Source organism: Streptomyces sp. NPDC001351 (assembly GCF_042896045.1).
Classification (GTDB): domain Bacteria; phylum Actinomycetota; class Actinomycetes; order Streptomycetales; family Streptomycetaceae; genus Streptomyces.
In genome coordinates this window covers 230,320-248,757 of the sequence record NZ_JBIAWS010000006.1, presented here as the reverse complement: position 1 = coordinate 248,757, position 18,438 = coordinate 230,320, and the positions used below count along the sequence as shown (strand labels likewise).

Here is an 18,438-nt window from a genome sequence, read left to right as displayed (position 1 = left end):
ACGATGTTCGGTTCGGCCGGGCTCCGCCCGCCCCCATGGCGCGGACGTGTACAAGGCATGCGCCCCGCCACACCTCCGTGACGCACCGATGCCGGACGTGCCCTTTCCGCGAAAGGGAACGGATCATGTCCCTGGCGTCACTGTTCCACCGCCTGACGAGACCCGGTGCGGCGAGACCCGGCCTGGTGACGGTGGCCCTCGCGGCCGGCGCGCTGGCCCTGTCGACGACCTCCGCCGCCGCGGCCCCGGCCCTCACCCAGATCAGCGCCGACCCCTACACCAACTCCACCAGCCAGCACGCCACCGAGGTCGAGCCGGACACCTTCTCCTACGGCTCCACGATCGTCTCCGCCTTCCAGGTCGGCCGGTTCACCGACGGCGGCTCCTCGAACGTCGGCTTCTCGACCTCCACCGACGGCGGCGCCACCTGGACCAGGGGCTTCCTGCCCGGGATCACGACCCAGGCGGGCGGCACCTTCCAGCGGGTCAGCGACCCGTCGGTGGCCTACGACGCCAAGCACAACGCCTGGCTGATCTCCACCATCCCCATCACCTCGTCCGTCTCCGTGCCCGAGGTGTTCACCAGCCGCTCCACCGACGGCGGACTGACCTGGAGCAACCCCGTGGTCACCGCGACCGGTTCGAGCCTCGACAAGAACTGGATCGTCTGCGACAACACCGCCACCAGCGCGTTCTACGGCAACTGCTACACGGAGTACGACAACAACGGCGACGGCGACCGCATCAAGATGACCACCTCCTCCGACGGCGGCCTCACCTGGGGCGCCTCGAAGAACACCGGCAACAACGCCACCGGCCTGGGCGGACAGCCCGTCGTGCAGCCCAACGGCACCGTGGTGGTCCCGATCGCCAACGCCTCCGAGACCGCGATCCGTGCCTTCAGGTCCACCAACGGCGGCAGCTCCTGGTCCAGCACCACCACCGTGGCCACCGTCAGCTCCTTCACCGTGGGCGGCGGTCTGCGCAGCGGCCCGCTGCCCTCCGCCGAGATCGACGCATCCGGGAAGGTGTACGTGGTCTGGCAGGACTGCCGCTTCCGTGCGAGCGGGGGCTCCTGCACCTCCAACGACATCGTGCTGGCGACGACCACCAACGGCACCACCTGGTCCTCGGTGACCCGCATCCCGATCGACGCGACGAGCAGCACCGTCGACCACTTCATCCCCGGCCTGGCGGTCGACCCCGCCACCTCCGGCTCCACCGCGCACCTCGCGCTGACGTACTACTACCACCCGGTCGCGGGCTGCACCGCTTCCACCTGCCAGTTGGACGTCGGATACGTCTCCTCCACCAACGGCGGCAGCACCTGGACGGCGCCCACCCAGCTGGCCGGTCCGATGAGCCACTCCTGGCTGGCGAGCACCACACAGGGCACCATGGTCGGCGACTACATCTCGACCTCCTTCTCCGGCTCCACGGCACACCCCGTCTTCGCCGTGGCCGGCGCGCCCAGCGGCTCGGTCTTCAACGAGGCGATGTACACGCCGGCTTCGGGCCTCGCCGCGGCCGCCGGCACCGTCTCCGCCACGACCGCCACGGCACGTGACAACCTCTTCTCCGCCCGACTGGCCGCGATCGCCTACGCGCAGTGGCTGGCCAACGGCGGCACCGAGGGCGGCGAGGACAGCCCCTGAACCACCCGCGGGTGACAGGTTCTGGTCAAGGCTTGTCCAAAAAGCGGACGTCTTCCACCGCTCATGATCGGGTCTCCTGCGACGGCTGTACGACCCCCGTTCGGGAGGATCTGGTGTCAGCACCAACCCGTAAGAGACGATGGTTCACGATCTGTGCCATCACCGCATCCGCCGCACTCGTCGCGACACCCGCAGGCGCCGCGTCCGGCAAGGCGAAGACTCCGTTCGGCGCCCGCACCCTCGCTCAACTGGCCGCCGAGCGCACGCAGTCGGTCGGCACCATGAGCCCGCGGCTGAAGGGCGAGGACGGCGACGGCGGCAATGAGGCGGACGAGATAGCCGAGGGGGCGGACCAGTACGCCGAGGCCCGCACCTCACCCGGCATCGTCGCCCCTGGTGCCTACGGCGCCGCCTGGACAAGCCTGACCAACCTGCCGGGCACCGGCGGCAGTTGGCGCAACATCACCGACCTGCCGTACAACTCCGACGACTCGCGCTACCGCGACATCGACTCCAACTCCAGTGGCGGCTCGGGCAATGTCACCGGCCGGATGGCCGCGCTCGCCGCCGACGACGACGGGTATGTGTACGCGGGCAGCGCGGGCGGCGGCGTCTGGCGGTCCAAGCGGGGCGGCGGGAACTGGAAGCCCATCAGCGACAAGCTGCCCTCGCAGTCCACCGGCGCGCTCGCGCTGGACGGCGGCGGCCGACTGTGGCTGGGCACCGGCGAGGCGACCACCAACGCGGACGCCCTTATCGGCAGCGGCGTCTACGTCCTGTCCCACCCGCACCACGGCACCTTCTCCGCCCGCAGCCGGGTCGGCGGCGACGAGCTGGAGTCCAGCACCGTCCACGAACTGCGCTTCGGCGGCGGCAAGGTGTGGGCGGCGACCAGCAAGGGCGTGTGGAGCCACTCCACGAAGACGCTGAAGGGCGCCTGGAAGCTGGAGTACGCGCCCAACCCCGACTACCTCCCCGGTGGCTCGAAGGCGAGCGACCCGTCGGCCGCCTACAAGAACATCGCCAACGACATCGCGATCGACCCCAAGGACCCGTCCAAGGTGATCCTGGCGGTCGGCTGGCGCAGCGGTGACGACTACAACGGCTTCTACACCAAGGGCGCCGACGGCACCTGGACGCGGATCACCAGCGGCTTCGGAGACCTGCCGACCGACGCGGACAACGTCGGCAACGTCACCTTCGCCCGCTCCGCCGACGGCTCCCGCTACTACGCCATCGACGAGTCGCCCGAGCAGCTGAACACCAACCCGGACAGCGGCCTGGAGGGCATCTACAGCGCCGCCTCGCCGTTCGGCCCCTGGACGAAGATCGCCGACTACAAAGGCCTGGCCGCCGACGGCTCCGCGCTGACCACCAGCGGCTACATGCCCGGCGTACAGGCCTGGTACAACCAGTTCCTGACCGTGGACCCGAGCGACCCCAAGCACGTCTACGCGGGCCTGGAGGAGGTCTACGAGACCAAGGACGGCGGCAGCACCTGGTCGACCGTGGGCCCGTACTGGAACTTCACCTTCTCCTGCTGGTCCATCGACCCGGCCAAGCAGACCGGTGACTGCAACCAGACCACCCACTCCGACCAGCACGGCGTCGCGATCGGCAGCTACCACGGCAAGAGCTTCGTGTACGTCGGCAACGACGGCGGCGTCTACAGGCGCCCGGTCGACGGCTCGCAGGACGCCTCCGGCCACGCCACCGACTGGACCTCCCTCAACGACGGCACCATCGACACCCTCCAGTACTACTCGGTCGGCATCGGCAAGGATCTCGACCACGGCGGCGTCTCCGTCACCGGCGGCCTCCAGGACAACGGCCAGTCGGTCCTGCGCAGCAACGACAAGGTGATGGGCTCCAACTTCGGCGGCGACGGCGGCGACACCCTCACCGACCCCGCCAACGGCTGCAACATCGCCGAGGAGTACGTCTACCTGGCGATCCAGGTCACCCAGAACTGCGGTGTCAACGACGGCAGTTGGACCACGGACGCCACCAAGGCCACGTCGTACAACGTCGCCCCGGCCGACAACGCCACCAGCGAGGCCCGCTTCATCGCCCCGCTCGCGACCGACCTGAAGAGCTCTTCGACGTGGATCGCGGGCGGCCGGCACGTGTGGGTGCAGACCCACGGCTACGCCATCCGCAGCGGCAAGGAGTGGACGAGCGTGTACGACCTCGGCGCCGGCCGCACCGCGACCGCCGTCGCGGCCTCGGGCGGCAAGGTGTACGCGGCCTGGTGCGGCCCCTGCAACAACCAGGGCTTCGCCCGCGGCATCTCCGTCGGCAACGCGGACGGCACCGGCTGGCACGACATCACCCTGCCCGCCGACGGGACCGTACCGAACCGCTACCTCAGCGGCTTCGCCGTCGACCCGAAGAACGCCGACCACGTCTTCCTCGCCGTCAACGGCTTCTCCCGGCACTGGACGGAGGGCCCCGGCGCCGGCGTCGGCCATGTCTTCGAGTCCACCGACGGCGGCACCACCTGGAAGGACGTCTCCGCGAACCTGCCCGACGTGCCGACCGACTCCGCGATCGTCACGCCGAACGGAGGCCTCGCCGTCGCCACCGACCTGGGCGTCGTCTACCGTGCCCCGGGCCACACCAAGTGGCAGCGCGTCGGAGACCTCCCGGCCGTCGCCGTGCTCCAGCTGAAGCTGAGCCCCGACGGCAGCACCCTGTACGCGGCCACCCACGGACGCGGCATCTACACCATCAGGGTGCGCGACTGCGACTGACGCACACCGCATGGTGAGAGGGGTGTCCCCGGCTTCCGGGGGCACCCCTCCTGCGCTTCAGCGATGATCGAGGTCAGCGGGCCCACTTCGCGCCGCGAGGGCGGCGTGGCGACTGTGCGGCGGAGGGATGCCCTGGTCGGTTAGGGTCGCCTCGTGGCGGACGAACCGGCTCCGGCGCAGTGATGTTGTCGGCCCGTGGTGGTGCTCTGGGGGCACAGTGCGATTGAGAGTGGAGTTCACGACCGAGCCCTTCGATCTCGACGAGGCGCCCGCGCACGCGGTGGTCGCCCGCCAGGTCATCGAGGGGGCCGAGCTGGACGAGGTGGACGTCGGCCCGTTCGGCAACACGGCGGAGGGCGCCGCCGACGCCGTGCTGAGCGCCGTGGACGCACTGCTGCGCCGGACGCTCCAGGCCGGTGCCACCCGGGTCTCGCTGCAGGTCAACGTGGTCGGCGCGGCCGGGGAGGGCGCCGAGTGACCGGCACCGGGGACGAGCCGTTCATCACGGCCGTGAAACCACTGGTCGACGCCATGGGCGGCGAGCTGCTCCCGCCCGACGAGGCCGGCCCCGACGACGTCGTGCTCGCCTGGGAGGGCGCCGACGTGGTCGCCGTACGCCTGCCCCAGCTTGCCGACTCCCTCGACCACATCCTCGCCGCCATGGAGCGCAAGCAGGGCAAGCCCCTGGCCGACCTGGACCGCAAGGCCAAGCAGGAGGTCGTACGGATACTCGAGGCGCGCGGCGCCTTCTCCGTACGGCACGGCGTGGAGACCGTCGCGGGCGCACTCGGCGTCAGCCGGTTCACGGTCTACAACTATCTGAACCGTGAGAAGGAGGGCTGAGGGGCCTTCTGGGGTCGCCGCCCGGACGGGTTTGTTACCCCGAATTTTCAACAAAGTGTTGACGTGACGTTGTGCGGGGGCGTTAGCTAACGGCAGCCCGTTCAGCACGAAGGCCGTTCTCGCGGCCACGGAGGCACCCGTGACGTCGACTTCCACGCCCCCGGGCCTGGCCCGGTTCAACGTACTGGAGGAGCACGCGGCCCTCGCCGCCCTCCACGAGGCGTGTGCCTCCACCACCTGGGCGCGGCGGCTGCTCGCCGCCCGCCCGTACGCCACCGCCGACGACCTCTTCGCCGCCAGCGACGCCGCCATGGCCGAGCTGAGCGCCGAGGACCTGGCCGAGGCGATGGCCGGGCATCCGCCGATCGGCCGCCCCAAGCCGGGGGACCCCACCTCGGCCCGGGAACAGCGCGGCATGGCCGGCGCCTCCGAGGAGCTCAAGTCGGAGATGCTCGAACTGAACCTGGCCTACCAGGACAGGTTCGGCCATGTCTTCCTCATCTGCGCCACCGGCCGGACCGGCGAGCAGATGCGGGACGCGGTCAAGGAGCGGATCGGCAACTCGCCGGAGCAGGAGCGGGAGATCGTCCGCGCCGAGCTGGGCAAGATCAACCGCATCCGACTGGCCCGACTCGTCGAAGAGGAAGCCTGACACCATGAGCACCAGCACCACCGCCTCCGTGTCCACGCACATCCTGGACACCAGCATCGGCCGCCCCGCCGAGGGCGTCGCCGTCGAGCTCTCCGCCCGCGCCGGGCGAGAGGCCGTGTGGCAGGCGCTCGGCGGTTCCGCGACCGACGCGGACGGACGGTGCAAGGACCTTCCGGCGCTGCCGGAAGGGACGACCCACGTACGGCTCGACTTCGCCGTCGAACCGTACTTCGAGAAGAAGCAAGCCGATGCGCAGCAGGACGCCCCCGCGAATCGGGACAGCGGTGCCGTGTTCTTCCCCGAGGTGGCGATCACCTTCGCCGTGAAGCCCGGGGAGCACTACCACGTACCGTTGCTGCTCAACCCGTTCGGCTACTCCGTTTACCGAGGGAGCTAGCTAAATGCCAACGATCCTGGGACAGAACCAGTACGGCAAGGCCGAGAACCGAGTCGTAAAGATCACGCGGGACGGCGCCACCCACCACATCAAGGACCTGAACGTGTCCGTCGCGCTGAGCGGCGACATGGACGAGGTCCACTACTCCGGCTCCAACGCCAACGTCCTGCCGACCGACACCACCAAGAACACGGTGTACGCGTTCGCCAAGGAGCACGGCATCGAGTCGGCCGAGCAGTTCGGCATCCACCTGGCCAGGCACTTCGTGACCAGCCAGGAGCCGATCAGGACGGCCCGGATCCGTATCGAGGAGTACGCCTGGGAGCGGATCGCCGCCTCCGACGCGAACTCCCAGTTCATCGGCGCGGACGAGGTCAAGCACTCCTTCGTCCGCAAGGGCCAGGAGACCCGGCTGACCCAGATCACCTACGACGGCTCGTCGTGGGAGGTCGTCTCCGGTCTCAAGGACCTGACGGTGATGAACTCGACGAACTCCGAGTTCTGGGGCTACGTCAAGGACAAGTACACGACTCTGCAGGAGGCGTACGACCGCATCCTGGCCACCTCGGTCTCGGCCCGCTGGCGGTTCAACTGGACCGACGACGAGCAGCGGATGCCCAACTGGGAGAAGTCCTACGAGCAGACCAAAAAGCACATGCTCCAGGCCTTCGCCGAGACGTACTCGCTCTCCCTGCAGCAGACCCTCTACCAGATGGGTTCGCGGATCATCAACAACCGCAGCGAGATCGACGAGGTCCGCTTCTCGCTGCCGAACAAGCACCACTTCCTCGTCGACCTGGAGCCCTTCGGGCTGAAGAACGACAACGAGGTGTACTTCGCCGCCGACCGCCCCTACGGCCTGATCGAGGCGACGATCCTGCGGGACGGCTGCGAGCCGAAGATCCCGGTGGACCTCACCAACCTCTGAGCACCTTCCGAGCAGCTCGATATTCGGCACCCGTGACCGGGGAACGCGCCCCCCACGTCCCCGGTCACGGCACTCAAAACTCCTAGGGTCCTGCCGTGCCCTCTCCACAAAAGTCCACTGAGCGAAAAGGACGAATCATGGCAGCAGCCCAGCGCATCGTCATCGAGAACTGTTCGATCGCAACGGTCGACGCCGACGACACCGAGTACGCCGACGGGTACGTCGTCATCGCCGGCAACCGCATCGAGGCGCTCGGCGCGGGCAGGGCCCCCGAGGGCCTGGAGAACGTCGTACGCCGTATCGACGCCTCCGGGCATCTGGTGACGCCCGGCCTGGTCAACACCCACCACCACTTCTACCAGTGGATCACCCGGGGCCTGGCCACCGACCACAACCTGTTCAACTGGCTGGTCGCGCTGTATCCGACGTGGGCGCGCATCGACGAGCAGATGTGCTACTCGGCGGCCCAGGGCTCGCTGGGCATGATGGCCCGCGGCGGCGTGACCACCGCCATGGACCACCACTACGTCTTCCCGAAGGACTCCGGCGACCTGTCCGGCGCCATCATCCGCGCCGCCCGCGAGACGGGCGTCCGCTTCACCCTCGCCCGCGGCTCCATGGACCGCAGCGAGAAGGACGGCGGCCTGCCCCCGGACTTCGCCGTCGAGACCCTCGACGGTGCCCTCGCCGCGACCGAGGCCACCGTCAAGGAGCACCACGACGCCTCCTTCGACGCGATGACCCAGGTGGCCGTCGCGCCCTGCTCGCCGTTCTCCGTCTCCACCGAACTCCTGCGTGAGGGTGCCCAGTTGGCCCGCCGCCTCGGCGTGCGCCTGCACACCCACGGCTCGGAGACCGTCGAGGAGGAGCAGTTCTGCAAGGAACTGTTCGGCATGGGCCCGACCGACTACTTCGAGTCCACCGGCTGGCTCGGCGAGGACGTGTGGATGGCGCACTGCGTCCACATGAACGACTCCGACATCGCCGCCTTCGCCCGTACGAAGACGGGTGTCGCCCACTGTCCGTCCTCCAACGCCCGCCTCGCGGCCGGTATCGCGCGGGTCCCCGACATGCTGGCGGCCGGCGTCCCGGTCGGCCTCGGCGTCGACGGTACGGCGTCCAACGAGTCCGGCGAACTCCACACCGAGCTGCGCAACGCCCTGCTCATCAACCGCCTCGGCGCCCACCGCGAAGCCGCCCTGAACGCCCGCCAGGCGCTGCGCCTCGGCACCTACGGCGGCGCCCAGGTCCTCGGCCGCAGCGCCGAGATCGGCTCCCTGGAGCCCGGCAAGCTCGCCGACCTGGTGCTGTGGAAGCTGGACACCCTCGCCCACGCCTCCATCGCCGACCCGGTCACCGCGCTGGTCTTCGGCGCGGCCGCCCCGGTCACCGCCTCCTTCGTGAACGGCCGGCAGATCGTCGAGGCGGGCCGCCTGCTGCACGTCGACGAGGACGCCATCGCCCGCTCCACGCGGGCCGAGGCCCAGCGCCTGGCGCAGATCACCGCGCAGGGCTGAGCGGTCGAAGATCTCCGGTCGAGGGGGACGGCCCTCGACCGGTAGCCGTGGACCCCAGTGGTTCCATGGCGGCCGTCTCCGGGGCGCGCATGGACGTGCGCGCCCCGGACGGTCACCGTCACCTTCCCTACAGGTCCCGCACGACCGCGCACCACCTCCAAGAAACCCACGTCAGAGCCGACGTGTTAGCTGACCCGGAGGAACCGCCGTGACCGCCCACCCCGTCGACGAAAAACTCCCCGCGCTCAAAATGGCCACCACCGGCCTGCAGCACGTGGCCGCCATGTACGCGGGGGTCGTCGCCCCGCCCCTGATCGTCGGCGCGGCCATCGGCCTGACCGGCACCGAACTCACCTTCCTCACCGGCGCCTGCCTCTTCACCGCGGGCCTCGCCACCTTCCTGCAGACCCTCGGCATCTGGAAGATCGGCGCCCGGCTGCCCTTCGTCAACGGCGTCACCTTCGCGGGCGTCGCCCCCATGACCGCGGTGGTCGCCTCCACCAAGGACAAGTCCGATGCCCTGCCGATCATCTTCGGCGCGGTCATCGTCGCCGGACTGCTCGGCTTCATCGCCGCCCCGTTCTTCAGCAAGGCGGTCCGCTTCTTCCCACCGGTCGTCACCGGCACCGTCATCACCCTCATAGGCGTGTCCCTGCTGCCGGTCGCCTTCGGCTGGGCGCAGGGACCCAACCCCACCGCCGGCGACTACGGCTCCACGACCAACCTCGGCCTCGCCGCCGCGACGCTCCTGATCGTGCTGGTGCTTCGCCGCTTCACCCGCGGCTTCGTCAAACAGATCGCCGTGCTGCTCGGCCTGATCGCCGGCACCCTGCTCGCGATCCCCTTCGGGGCGACGGACTTCCGGCCCGTCACGGACGCGGCCGTCATCGGCTTCCCCACCCCGTTCCACTTCGGCGCGCCTCAGTTCCAGCTCGCCGCGATCCTCTCCCTGTGCGTGGTGATGGTGGTCTCGATGACCGAGTCCACGGCGGACATGCTGGCGCTCGGCGAGATCGTCGAGCGCCCGGCGGACGAGCGGACCATCGCCGCGGGCCTGCGCGCCGACACCCTCGGCTCGGCGCTGAGCCCCCTGTTCAACGGCTTCATGTGCAGCGCCTTCGCCCAGAACATCGGCCTGGTCGCGATGACGAGGATCCGCAGCCGCTACGTCGTCGCCACCGGCGGCGGCTTCCTGGTCCTGATGGGCCTGTGCCCGACGGCCGCTTCGCTCATCGCCGTCGTACCGCGCCCGGTGCTCGGCGGCGCGGGCGTGGTCCTGTTCGGCTCGGTCGCGGCCAGCGGTATCCAGACCCTCGTCAAGGCCGGCCTGGACAAGGACAACAACGTCCTGATCGTCGCCGTGTCGCTGGCCGTCGGCATGATCCCGATCACCGCGCCGGACTTCTACCACGCCTTCCCCGAGACCGCGAAGATCGTCCTGGACTCGGGCATCTCCACGGGCTGTGTGGCGGCGGTCCTGCTGAACCTGGTCTTCAACCACCTCGGCACGAACCGGGACGACCAGGACGTCACCCACCCCATGGAGGCCGGCGAGCAGATCGCCGCCGCCCACTGATCCGCTGGAGCGGGGCACGGTTCCCGCCGTGCCCCGCACCTGCGATGAGGCAGTCTGTCTCCCATGAACGAGTCCGGCCGTGTCGAGGCCTTCAGCGACGGCGTGTTCGCCATCGCCATCACCCTGCTCATCCTGGAGATCAAGGTCCCCGAGGTCGGTGAACACGGCGGCCTGTGGCACGCGCTGGGCGCCCAGTGGCCCTCGTACGCCGCTTACGTCGTGAGCTTCCTGGTCATCGGCATCATGTGGATCAACCACCACCAGCTGTTCAGCTACGTCGCCCGCGTCGACCGCACGCTGATGTTCCTGAACCTGCTGGTGCTGATGGTGGTGGCCGCGGTGCCGTGGCCGACCGCGATGCTCGCGGAGTATCTGCGCGAGGGCGCGGCCTCGCATGTGGCGGCGGCCGTCTACAGCCTGGTCATGGTCCTGATGGCGCTCACCTTCCAGGCCCTGTGGTGGCATCTGACCCGCACCGGTCACCTCTTCGACCCCCGTGTCGACGTCCCGGCCGCCAGAGCCACCCGTGCCCGCTTCGCCCTGGGTTCCCTGGGCTACCCGGTCACGGTGGGCCTCGCCTTCGTCTCGGCCCCGCTGACCCTGGCGGCCCACGGCCTGCTCGCCCTGTACTACGGCTTCAACCAGGTACCGGTGCCGACCCGTCAGGACCCGCCCAGTTCATGAGGTTGGCGAGCAGCTCGGCCTGCTCGATCGCGTCGTCCAGCGCATGGTGGGTGTGCCGCCGTCGGGACAGCAGGTGGCGAGGCATGCTGCCCTTGGCCACCGCCCGCAGCGGCAGCCCCGCCTTCGTCGCGTACAGCGTCTTCATGTCCAGGCAGCCGGAGTGGCCGAAGGGGCTCGCCCCGGTGAAGCGGATCAGGTACCAGTACAGGAACGTCCAGTCGTACGAGGCCGGGTAACCGCACATCACGGGCTGCGCGCCCGCGCTCACCTCGCGCACCCAGTCGCCGAACTCGCCCAGCGCGACGGCGGGTTCGGCGCCCTCGCTCTTCAGACGCTCCCGGTCGAGTCCGCTCACCGCGAGCGCCTCCGGGACGAACTCCTCGCTGATCGGGCGCAGTTCGCGGTAGAAGGTCTGCCGCTGCGGGTCGGCGGCCGTGAACCCGTCGGCATCCTGTGTCCCCGCGACCGACGCGCCGAAGCTCAGCATCGAGTACGGGCCGGGGATGGGGCCGTCGGCCTCGATGTCGAGGGAGATGTAGCGGCTGGGTCTGATACGTCGTGCGGCCATGAGGGTGGAGCATCGCAGGCGGGCAGGGGTGCCCGCATCCGAATTCAGCGCCGGCGGATCGCCTGGCAGGGCGTCGCGTCCGGCAGGCGGCCGGTGAAGTACGAGCGGGGAGGTACGCCCATCAGGGTGCGGAAGTCGGTGGTCATGTGGGACTGGTCGTAGTAACCGATGGCGGCCGCCAGTTCGGCCCATGGGCAGGTGCCGGCGAAGTCCAGTACCGTGCGCACCCGGTTGATACGGGCGTAGTGCTTGGGGGAGAGGCCGACGCCCTCGGCGAACAGGTTGCGCAACTGCCGCTCGCTGACGGAGAGTTCGCGCGCCACGTCGCCCACCGGGGCGGGGGTGCGACCGGTGCGGACCGACATCGCGTCGACACCGGCGCGCACCAGCTCGGTGCGGGAACGGTCCGCGGCGGCGAGCAGCTCCGGGAGCACGTCCGTGAGATGGGCCACCGCCTCCTCGGGCTCCAACCGCTGCAGCGCATCGGCGAGTTGCCGTACGTACGGGCTGGGAAGCTCCTCCAACCGCACCGCACGGCCGACGAGGTCGACGGCCGGAACGCCGAGCAGGGGGCGCACGGTGCCGGGCGCCAGCCGCAGCTCCACGCAGGACGCACGACGCTTGCCCCGGTGGTAGGAGGCACGGGCACGCGGGCCCACGACCAGGGCGCTGCGGACGCCGTGTTCCCCGGTGCGGACGACCACCTTGGTGGTGGCCTCCGGGAGGTGGACGAAGGGCTCCGTCGGCACGTCGCCGACCGTCACGGATCCGATGCCCGCGATCCACGGGCGCAGCACCTCGGGCGTCGGCAGGACCTCTCGGGACACGATGTTGGTCACCCCTCCACCGTAAGCGCGCCGCACGGCCGCCCGGGCTCCGCAACCGTGCCGGAATTTCCAAGAGTTCCGGGCCGCCCGCAGCCCACCGTGGTGGACATGATCCTTGTGACGGGTGCCACGGGCACCATCGGCAGTGAAGTCGTACGACAACTCGCGGCACGCGGCGAGAAGGTCCGCGCCCTGACCCGGGAGCCGGCGCAGGCGCGGGTGCCGTCCGGAGTGGAGGCCGCGCCGGGCCACCCTCGTGACCGGGCCTCGGTCGAGGCCGCGATGGCGGGCGCGGAAGCCGCCTTCCTGGTGGGTGTGTTCGGGCCGGACGACGCCGAGCACGACCGCGGACTGGTGGAGGCGGCGCGGGCCGCGGGAGTACGGCGGATCGTGAAGCTCTCCTCGATCGGCACCGGCGACCCCGACCTGGGGGTGTTCGCGACCTGGCACATGCCCGGCGAGCAGGCAGTGCGGGACAGCGGCCTGCAGTGGACGGTCCTGCGCCCCTCCTCCTTCGCCTCCAACACCCTGACCTGGGCCGCGGCGGTACGCGAGGGTGCACCCGCGCCGAACATGCTGGGCGGCGGCAAACAGGGTGTCGTGGACCCGCGGGACGTGGCCGAGATCGCGGTGGCCGCCCTGCTCGACCCCGGGCACGCGGGACGCACGTACACCCTGACCGGCCCCGAGACCCTCAGCGCCCACGAGCAGGCCGCCGTCCTCGGTGAGGTGCTCGGCCGCCCGGTGCCGCTCCACGACCTCTCGCCCGCCGAACGCCGCGAACAGGCGCTCGCGGCCGGTCTGGGCGAGACGTACGCGGACAGCCTCATGGCCGCCGCCCGGTTCATCCAGGAGGGCGGCAACGACATCGTCACCGAGGACGTACGGGAGGTCCTGGGGCGGCGGGCGCGGACCTACCGGGAGTGGGCCGAGGACCACAAGGCGGCGTTCGGGGCGGCCTGAGCCGAGGGGGCGTCACAGCCCGAACAGTGCCGGGTCCGTGGACAGTTCCTTGAAGAACTCCTGTGGGTTCGGCAGCAGCCGTCGCTGCTTCAGGTCCATCAGGCCGACGACCGCGGTGACCTCCGCCGCCACCGTGCCGTCGGCCTTCCGTATCGTCTGCTCGATGTGGAAGGTCTTGCCGCCGCCCCACTCGAAGGCGCAGGTCACCTCGACCTCGTCGCCCGCGACCAGCTCACGCCTGAAGCGCAGGGTGGTCTCCAGGGCCGCCGGGCCCACGCCCTTGGCCACCAGGGTCGCCTGGGTCATTCCGGCCGCCTGCAGTAAGGACCAGCGGGCGTGCTCCGCGTAGTTCAGGTACACGGCCTGGTTGAGGTGCCCCAGCACATCGGTCTCGTATCCGCGCACGGTCACCGGGACGGAAAACGGTTCGGTCACTGTCTTCTCTCCTCCTGCAGATCGCAGTTCAGCTCGTACTGATGGACGATGTGACCGACCGATCTTGGCATGCCTCGCTAGGCGCGGCGGGGTGACGCGAGCAGATAACGCGCCCTGGAGCGTGGGTCGTTGTGCTCGCCGACCTGCCATCCAGCCGCCTCCAGCGTGGCCGCGCAGGCCCGCAGCGCCGCCGGTTCCGGCTCGTGCACGGCGACGGCCTCCGGCTGCGGGGTGGCCCGCACCCGGTATCCGACGAGGTCGGCACCGGCGGGCCGGTGACCGTCGGCCTCCAGGGCGAGCGCGGCGGCCTGCACCAGATGCGTGCGCTCCCAGCCGCACGGCCGGTCCATGGCACCGTCCGGATTGGTCATCCGCCGCAGTTCCAGCAGGCCCTGCCAGGCGCTGCGCACCTCGCGCATGCGGGCGGGACCGGCGTCCGGCGGCTCCTCCTCACCGCCGACCCGCGCGGCGAACCCACCGCCGGCGGCGGGCGTCTCGGGCTTGGGCTCGGCTCCGGGCGCGGGCGTCCCCGGCTCCTCGGCCTCCCGTATGCGATGCCCGGCCGGCGTCAGGAAGTGGTCGTGCGGCGGCCGCGGATGCCGGAAGGCGAACCCACACTTCACCAGCGCCGCCAGCTGCGCCTCCGTACCCCTCAGCCGCCCGGTCACAGGATCGGCGGCATCGATCACACGCCGCTGAGCGGCGGTCGGCGGTCGTGTCACGGCATGCTCCTTCCCGTCGCCGGGTCCCCTCTCCCCCCTCCTGAGAGGCTACGACGAGGGTCTGACAACGGCCGGGTGAGCGGCGCTCACGCCCCGGGACGCACGTTCCACCCCGCGATCACCGGCCGCCCGTGCTCCGTCCCCAGCCGGCACACCGTCCCCGTGGCCAGCTGGAACAAGGCCCCGCCCGACGGCGGCAGCCCCAGCCGCCGGGCCGTGAGCACTCGTAGGAAGTGGCCGTGCGCCACCAGGACCACACAGCCCTCGGTGTCGGCGAGTGCCGCGTCCACCTTGGCGAGCATGCGGTCCGCACGCCCGCCCACCTGTTCGGGGGTCTCCCCGGGGTGGTCCGGCGGCCCCGGCTCCACCCCGTCCCGGAACAGGAACCAGTCCGGCCGGGTGCGCTGGATCTCGGCGGTCGTGATCCCCTCATAGCCGCCGTAGTCCCACTCCCGCAGATCCGGGTCGACCCGCACGTCCTGCAGCCCGATCAGCTCCGCCGTCTCCCGCGCCCGCTGCAGCGGACTGACGAACGCGGCCCCGATCCGGTGCGAGCGGATCAGCGGCACCAGCTGCCGGGCCTCCGCGCGGCCGCGCTCGGTCAGCGGCAGGTCCGTCCAGCCGGTGTGCCGCCCGGACCGCGACCACTCGGTCTCACCGTGCCGCACGAGAAACACGTCGCCCATGCCGCGCACCCTTCCCGTTCGGACCCGCCGGACACGGCCGTGCGGGCCTCACCCCCACCGTGTCACGAGGCCGAGGCGGCCCGCAGGACGGCATCGGCCAGACGGCCGTTCTCGGGGGACGCGCCGACGCCCGAGGGGAAGGCGAAGCGGCGCCGTGTGTAGGCGTAGGCCACCCCGCTCTCCGGGTCGGCGAAGGCGAGCGAGCCCGTCGCGCCGCTGTGTCCGAAGGAGTCCTCGCCGAGGAGGGGATAGCGGCCGGCCAGGTACTCGAAGCCCACCGTGAAGTGGTCGTCGCCGCCGGTCACCAGGTCGGGGCCGGGCGTGCGCAGCCCGCCGAACAGGGCCGTCGTCTCGCGGGTGAGCAGGGGCGCCCTGCCGTCCACCGAGCTGATCGCGGCCGCGTACATGCCGGCCACCCCGCGCGCGTTGCCCACACCGCCCGAGGAGGCCGGGCCGAGGGCCCGTGTGTGGCGGTCGTTGGCGAAGGCGAGCAGGTCGGTGGGCTCGGGGGCGTTCAGGTTGAAGGCGATGAACCGGATGCTGCCGGGGGCGGCCGCCCGTGCCGCCAGCGCGGCGGCCTCCTCGGGAGTGGGAACGAGCGGCTGCGCCTCCCGCCACCGCGGCTCCAGCGCCTCGGGCTGGCCGAGGTGGAAGTCGAGGCCGTAGGGCGCCCGGATGCGCTCCTCGTACAGCTCCTGGATCGACTTCCCGGTGGCCCGGCGCACCACCTCGCCGGTGAGCGCCCCGATGACGAGCCCGTGGTAGCCGTATCCGCTCCGCGGGTCCCACAGCGGCTTCTGCCCGGCGAGGCGTGCCGCCATGAGCCGGTCGTCGGCCAGCTCCCGTGCGCTGAAACCCCCGTCGGGGATGCCCACCAGCCCGGCCCGGTGCTCCAGCAGCTCGCGCAGCGTCAGCCGCTCCTTGCCCTCCGCCCCGAACTCGGGCCAGTACGCGGCCACTTCACGGTCCAGATCCAGCACGCCGTCCTGCACCAGCAGCGCGACGACCAGATGCGCCGCGCCCTTGGTGATGGAGAACAGGCTGGTCAGCGAGGACCCGTCGATTCCCTCCCCGGCCCACAGATCCACCACCCGCCGCCCGTGGTGGTACGCCACCAGCTGCGCGCCGGGCTCGTCGCGCTCCCCGGCGAGGAAGGCGGCGAACTCCTCGCGCACGCCCTCGAATCCCTCGGACACCGTTCCCTGTACGTCGTGCGACATGCAAAGCCCCCTGTTCGGTGATCGGATACGGAAACCACCAACGGAGGGCCGTGGCACGGCATTCCCGCTACTGGCGGTATCCGCTCAGGAACCGCCCGATCCGCCCGATCGCCGCCTCCAGATCGTCCGCGTAGGGAAGCGTCAGGATCCGGAAGTGGTCCGGTGTCGGCCAGTTGAAGCCGGTGCCCTGCACCACCTGGATCTTCTCCCGCAGCAGCAGGTCCAGGACGAACTTCTCGTCGTCGTGGATCCGGTGCACCTTGGGGTCGATGCGCGGGAACGCGTACAGGGCGCCCTTGGGCTTCACGCAGGACACACCCGGGATCTCGTTCAGCTTCTCCCAGGCGACGTTGCGCTGTTCGTGGAGGCGGCCGCCGGGCGCGGTCAGCTCGCGGATCGACTGGCGGCCGCCGAGCGCGGCCTGGATGGCGTACTGGGCGGGCGCGTTGGCGCACAGCCGCATGGAGGCCAGCATCGTCAGGCCCTCCAGATAGCTCTTGGCGTGCTGCTTCGGGCCGGTCACCACCAGCCAGCCCGAGCGGAAGCCGGCCACCCGGTACGTCTTCGACAGACCGCAGAAGGTGAGGACCACCAGGTCGGGGGCGAGCGCGGCGGCCGAGTGGTGCACGGCGTCGTCGTAGAGGATCTGGTCGTAGATCTCGTCGGCGAAGACCATCAGGCCGTGCCGGCGGGCGAGGTCGAGGATGCCCTCGATGATCTCCTTGGGATAGACCGCGCCGGTGGGGTTGTTCGGGTTGATGATCACGACCGCCTTGGTGCGGTCGGTGATCTTCGAGGCCATGTCGTCCAGGTCCGGGTACCAGTCGGCCTGCTCGTCGCACAGATAGTGGACGGCCTTGCCGCCGGCGAGGGTCGTCACCGCCGTCCAGAGGGGGAAGTCCGGGGCCGGGATCAGGATCTCGTCGCCGTCCTCGACCAGCGCCTGTACGGCCATCGAGACCAGTTCGGAGACGCCGTTGCCGAGGAAGACGTCGTCGACGTCGACCTCCAGGCCCAGGGTCTGGTAGCGCTGGGCGACCGCCCGGCGGGCGGAGAGGATGCCGCGCGAGTCCGTGTAGCCGTGTGCCTGCGGGAGCATCCGGATCATGTCCTGGAGGATCTCCTCCGGCGCCTCGAAGCCGAACACCGCGGGGTTGCCGGTGTTCAGGCGCAGCACACTGTGGCCCGCCTCCTCCAGCGCGTTGGCGTGCTCGATCACCGGGCCGCGGATCTCGTAACAGACCTCGCTGAGCTTGTTCGACTGCCGGAACTCCATGCTCGCTCGCCCCTCCGGTTTCGTGTGTTGCTTGGTTTTACCAAGTTCGAGCTTGGAAAGTCCAACAACATGTCTAGACTGCGTCGCATGTCACGACGCCGAAGCTACGACCAGTACTGTTCCGCCGCCCGCGCCCTCGACCTCGTCGGCGACCGCTGGACCCTGCTGATCGTCCGGGAGTTGCTGGCCGGCCCTCGCCGCTACACGGACCTGCACGCGGACCTGCCCGGCGTGAGCACGGACGTACTGGCCTCACGGCTGAAGGACATGGAACGCGACGGACTGAGCACGCGCCGCCGGCTGCCGCCGCCCGGCGCTGCGTACGTCTACGAACTCACTCCGCGCGGGCGGGAGTTGCTGCCGGTACTGCAGGCGCTGAGCGTGTGGGGCCAGGGCGAGCTGGGGGAGCGGAGGCCCACGGACGCCCTGCGCGCCCACTGGTTCGCGCTGCCCCTGCTGCGCTCGCTGGAGGGGCAGGGGCTGGTCGAGGTCCGGCTGGAGGAGGGGGACTTCCACCTGTACGCCGGCGCCGAGGACGGCCCGTTGTACGGCGACGGGCCCGCCCCCGGGGAGCCCGACGCACGGCTGACCCTGGACGCCGAGACGGGCGCGGCCCTCGCGCGCGGCGAGCTGAACCTGGCCGACGCGGTGCGTCAGGGACGGGTCACGGTCACCGGCGACGGCACCCTGGCGAAGGCACTGCGCGAGGCCTGAGACGGCAGAAGGCCCGCGGGCG

At 70.6% G+C, this 18,438-nt stretch carries 19 protein-coding genes; 12 read left to right on the top strand and 7 right to left on the bottom strand.

Translation table 11 applies throughout. From position 1 onward, the window contains the following. Positions 1-125 precede the first annotated feature (125 nt). The 10 genes from ACFY1U_RS23465 (at position 126) to ACFY1U_RS23420 (ending at position 11,005) form a co-directional block, all read left to right on the top strand. Positions 126-1,655 (top strand): exo-alpha-sialidase, encoded by a 1,530-nt coding sequence (locus ACFY1U_RS23465; protein ID WP_390696069.1) that lies wholly within the window; start codon positions 126-128, stop codon positions 1,653-1,655. Positions 1,656-1,768: 113 nt separating this feature from the next. Next, complete coding sequence (locus ACFY1U_RS23460) at positions 1,769-4,408, top strand: glycosyl hydrolase (RefSeq protein ID WP_390696068.1); 2,640 nt, start codon at positions 1,769-1,771, stop codon at positions 4,406-4,408. Between the two features lie 217 nt (positions 4,409-4,625). Further along, the gene (locus ACFY1U_RS23455) at positions 4,626-4,886 is read left to right on the top strand and encodes a hypothetical protein (protein ID WP_390696067.1); all 261 of its coding nucleotides are present in this window, start codon (positions 4,626-4,628) and stop codon (positions 4,884-4,886) included. After that, positions 4,883-5,251 (top strand): helix-turn-helix domain-containing protein, encoded by a 369-nt coding sequence (locus tag ACFY1U_RS23450; protein WP_030940519.1) that lies wholly within the window; start codon positions 4,883-4,885, stop codon positions 5,249-5,251. Before ACFY1U_RS23455 ends, ACFY1U_RS23450 begins: the two co-directional genes overlap by 4 nt. Positions 5,252-5,390: 139 nt before the next feature. Beyond that, positions 5,391-5,903: a 2-oxo-4-hydroxy-4-carboxy-5-ureidoimidazoline decarboxylase gene (gene uraD / locus ACFY1U_RS23445; RefSeq protein WP_390696066.1), complete on the top strand. Its 513-nt coding sequence runs from the start codon at positions 5,391-5,393 to the stop codon at positions 5,901-5,903. Between the two features lie 4 nt (positions 5,904-5,907). After that, positions 5,908-6,300 carry a hydroxyisourate hydrolase gene (uraH, locus tag ACFY1U_RS23440; protein WP_365834285.1) on the top strand — a complete coding sequence of 131 codons (393 nt, stop codon included), beginning with the start codon at positions 5,908-5,910 and terminating at the stop codon, positions 6,298-6,300. 4 nt (positions 6,301-6,304) lie between these two features. Next, the gene (gene pucL, locus ACFY1U_RS23435; RefSeq protein ID WP_390696065.1) at positions 6,305-7,228 is read left to right on the top strand and encodes a factor-independent urate hydroxylase; all 924 of its coding nucleotides are present in this window, start codon (positions 6,305-6,307) and stop codon (positions 7,226-7,228) included. A gap of 137 nt (positions 7,229-7,365) precedes the next feature. Then, positions 7,366-8,745, top strand: coding sequence for an 8-oxoguanine deaminase (locus ACFY1U_RS23430; RefSeq protein WP_390696064.1), 1,380 nt, complete (start codon positions 7,366-7,368; stop codon positions 8,743-8,745). Positions 8,746-8,953: 208 nt separating this feature from the next. Further along, on the top strand, positions 8,954-10,321 hold the full coding sequence (locus ACFY1U_RS23425; protein ID WP_390696063.1) for a nucleobase:cation symporter-2 family protein: 1,368 nt from the start codon (positions 8,954-8,956) through the stop codon (positions 10,319-10,321). Positions 10,322-10,384: 63 nt separating this feature from the next. Beyond that, a complete protein-coding gene (locus ACFY1U_RS23420) occupies positions 10,385-11,005 on the top strand; it encodes a TMEM175 family protein (protein WP_390696062.1) in 621 nt (206 codons plus the stop codon). Here ACFY1U_RS23420 and ACFY1U_RS23415 read toward each other — a convergent pair. Together ACFY1U_RS23415 and ACFY1U_RS23410 are read right to left on the bottom strand one after the other, a co-directional pair. After that, complete coding sequence (locus ACFY1U_RS23415) at positions 10,959-11,573, bottom strand: exonuclease (RefSeq protein ID WP_390696061.1); 615 nt, start codon at positions 11,571-11,573, stop codon at positions 10,959-10,961. The two genes, ACFY1U_RS23420 and ACFY1U_RS23415, sit on opposite strands and share 47 nt — an antisense overlap. Positions 11,574-11,617: 44 nt before the next feature. Further along, entirely contained in the window at positions 11,618-12,412 is a 795-nt protein-coding gene (locus ACFY1U_RS23410; protein ID WP_390696060.1) for a helix-turn-helix domain-containing protein, read from the bottom strand. A gap of 96 nt (positions 12,413-12,508) precedes the next feature. Between ACFY1U_RS23410 and ACFY1U_RS23405 the strand changes: the two genes are divergently transcribed. Further along, positions 12,509-13,363 carry an NAD(P)H-binding protein gene (locus tag ACFY1U_RS23405; protein WP_390696059.1) on the top strand — a complete coding sequence of 285 codons (855 nt, stop codon included), beginning with the start codon at positions 12,509-12,511 and terminating at the stop codon, positions 13,361-13,363. 12 nt (positions 13,364-13,375) lie between these two features. Here ACFY1U_RS23405 and ACFY1U_RS23400 read toward each other — a convergent pair whose 3' ends face one another. From ACFY1U_RS23400 to ACFY1U_RS23380, 5 genes are all read right to left on the bottom strand, one after another. Next, entirely contained in the window at positions 13,376-13,798 is a 423-nt protein-coding gene (locus tag ACFY1U_RS23400; protein ID WP_390696058.1) for an acyl-CoA thioesterase, read from the bottom strand. Between the two features lie 77 nt (positions 13,799-13,875). Beyond that, positions 13,876-14,520 carry a hypothetical protein gene (locus tag ACFY1U_RS23395; RefSeq protein WP_390696057.1) on the bottom strand — a complete coding sequence of 215 codons (645 nt, stop codon included), beginning with the start codon at positions 14,518-14,520 and terminating at the stop codon, positions 13,876-13,878. Positions 14,521-14,606: 86 nt separating this feature from the next. Further along, complete coding sequence (locus tag ACFY1U_RS23390; RefSeq protein ID WP_390696056.1) at positions 14,607-15,206, bottom strand: histidine phosphatase family protein; 600 nt, start codon at positions 15,204-15,206, stop codon at positions 14,607-14,609. 62 nt (positions 15,207-15,268) lie between these two features. Next, positions 15,269-16,426 (bottom strand): serine hydrolase domain-containing protein, encoded by a 1,158-nt coding sequence (locus tag ACFY1U_RS23385; RefSeq protein WP_390696055.1) that lies wholly within the window; start codon positions 16,424-16,426, stop codon positions 15,269-15,271. A 67-nt stretch (positions 16,427-16,493) separates the two neighbouring features. Continuing rightward, entirely contained in the window at positions 16,494-17,702 is a 1,209-nt protein-coding gene (locus ACFY1U_RS23380; protein WP_390696054.1) for a pyridoxal phosphate-dependent aminotransferase, read from the bottom strand. Positions 17,703-17,789: 87 nt separating this feature from the next. Between ACFY1U_RS23380 and ACFY1U_RS23375 the strand changes: the two genes are divergently transcribed. Further along, entirely contained in the window at positions 17,790-18,416 is a 627-nt protein-coding gene (locus ACFY1U_RS23375; protein WP_390696053.1) for a winged helix-turn-helix transcriptional regulator, read from the top strand. Positions 18,417-18,438: the final 22 nt, after the last annotated feature.

Excerpts from the sequence above, each read along its gene's own strand:
- ACFY1U_RS23465 (WP_390696069.1), top strand. The coding sequence starts at position 126 with ATGTCCCTGGCGTCACTGTTCCACCGCCTGACGAGACCCGGTGCGGCG.
- uraH (WP_365834285.1), top strand. The coding sequence starts at position 5,908 with ATGAGCACCAGCACCACCGCCTCCGTGTCCACGCACATCCTGGACACC.
- pucL (WP_390696065.1), top strand. The coding sequence starts at position 6,305 with ATGCCAACGATCCTGGGACAGAACCAGTACGGCAAGGCCGAGAACCGA.
- ACFY1U_RS23430 (WP_390696064.1), top strand. The coding sequence starts at position 7,366 with ATGGCAGCAGCCCAGCGCATCGTCATCGAGAACTGTTCGATCGCAACG.
- ACFY1U_RS23420 (WP_390696062.1), top strand. The coding sequence starts at position 10,385 with ATGAACGAGTCCGGCCGTGTCGAGGCCTTCAGCGACGGCGTGTTCGCC.
- ACFY1U_RS23415 (WP_390696061.1), bottom strand. The coding sequence starts at position 11,573 with ATGGCCGCACGACGTATCAGACCCAGCCGCTACATCTCCCTCGACATC.
- ACFY1U_RS23405 (WP_390696059.1), top strand. The coding sequence starts at position 12,509 with ATGATCCTTGTGACGGGTGCCACGGGCACCATCGGCAGTGAAGTCGTA.
- ACFY1U_RS23390 (WP_390696056.1), bottom strand. The coding sequence starts at position 15,206 with ATGGGCGACGTGTTTCTCGTGCGGCACGGTGAGACCGAGTGGTCGCGG.
- ACFY1U_RS23385 (WP_390696055.1), bottom strand. The coding sequence starts at position 16,426 with ATGTCGCACGACGTACAGGGAACGGTGTCCGAGGGATTCGAGGGCGTG.
- ACFY1U_RS23380 (WP_390696054.1), bottom strand. The coding sequence starts at position 17,702 with ATGGAGTTCCGGCAGTCGAACAAGCTCAGCGAGGTCTGTTACGAGATC.
- ACFY1U_RS23375 (WP_390696053.1), top strand. The coding sequence starts at position 17,790 with ATGTCACGACGCCGAAGCTACGACCAGTACTGTTCCGCCGCCCGCGCC.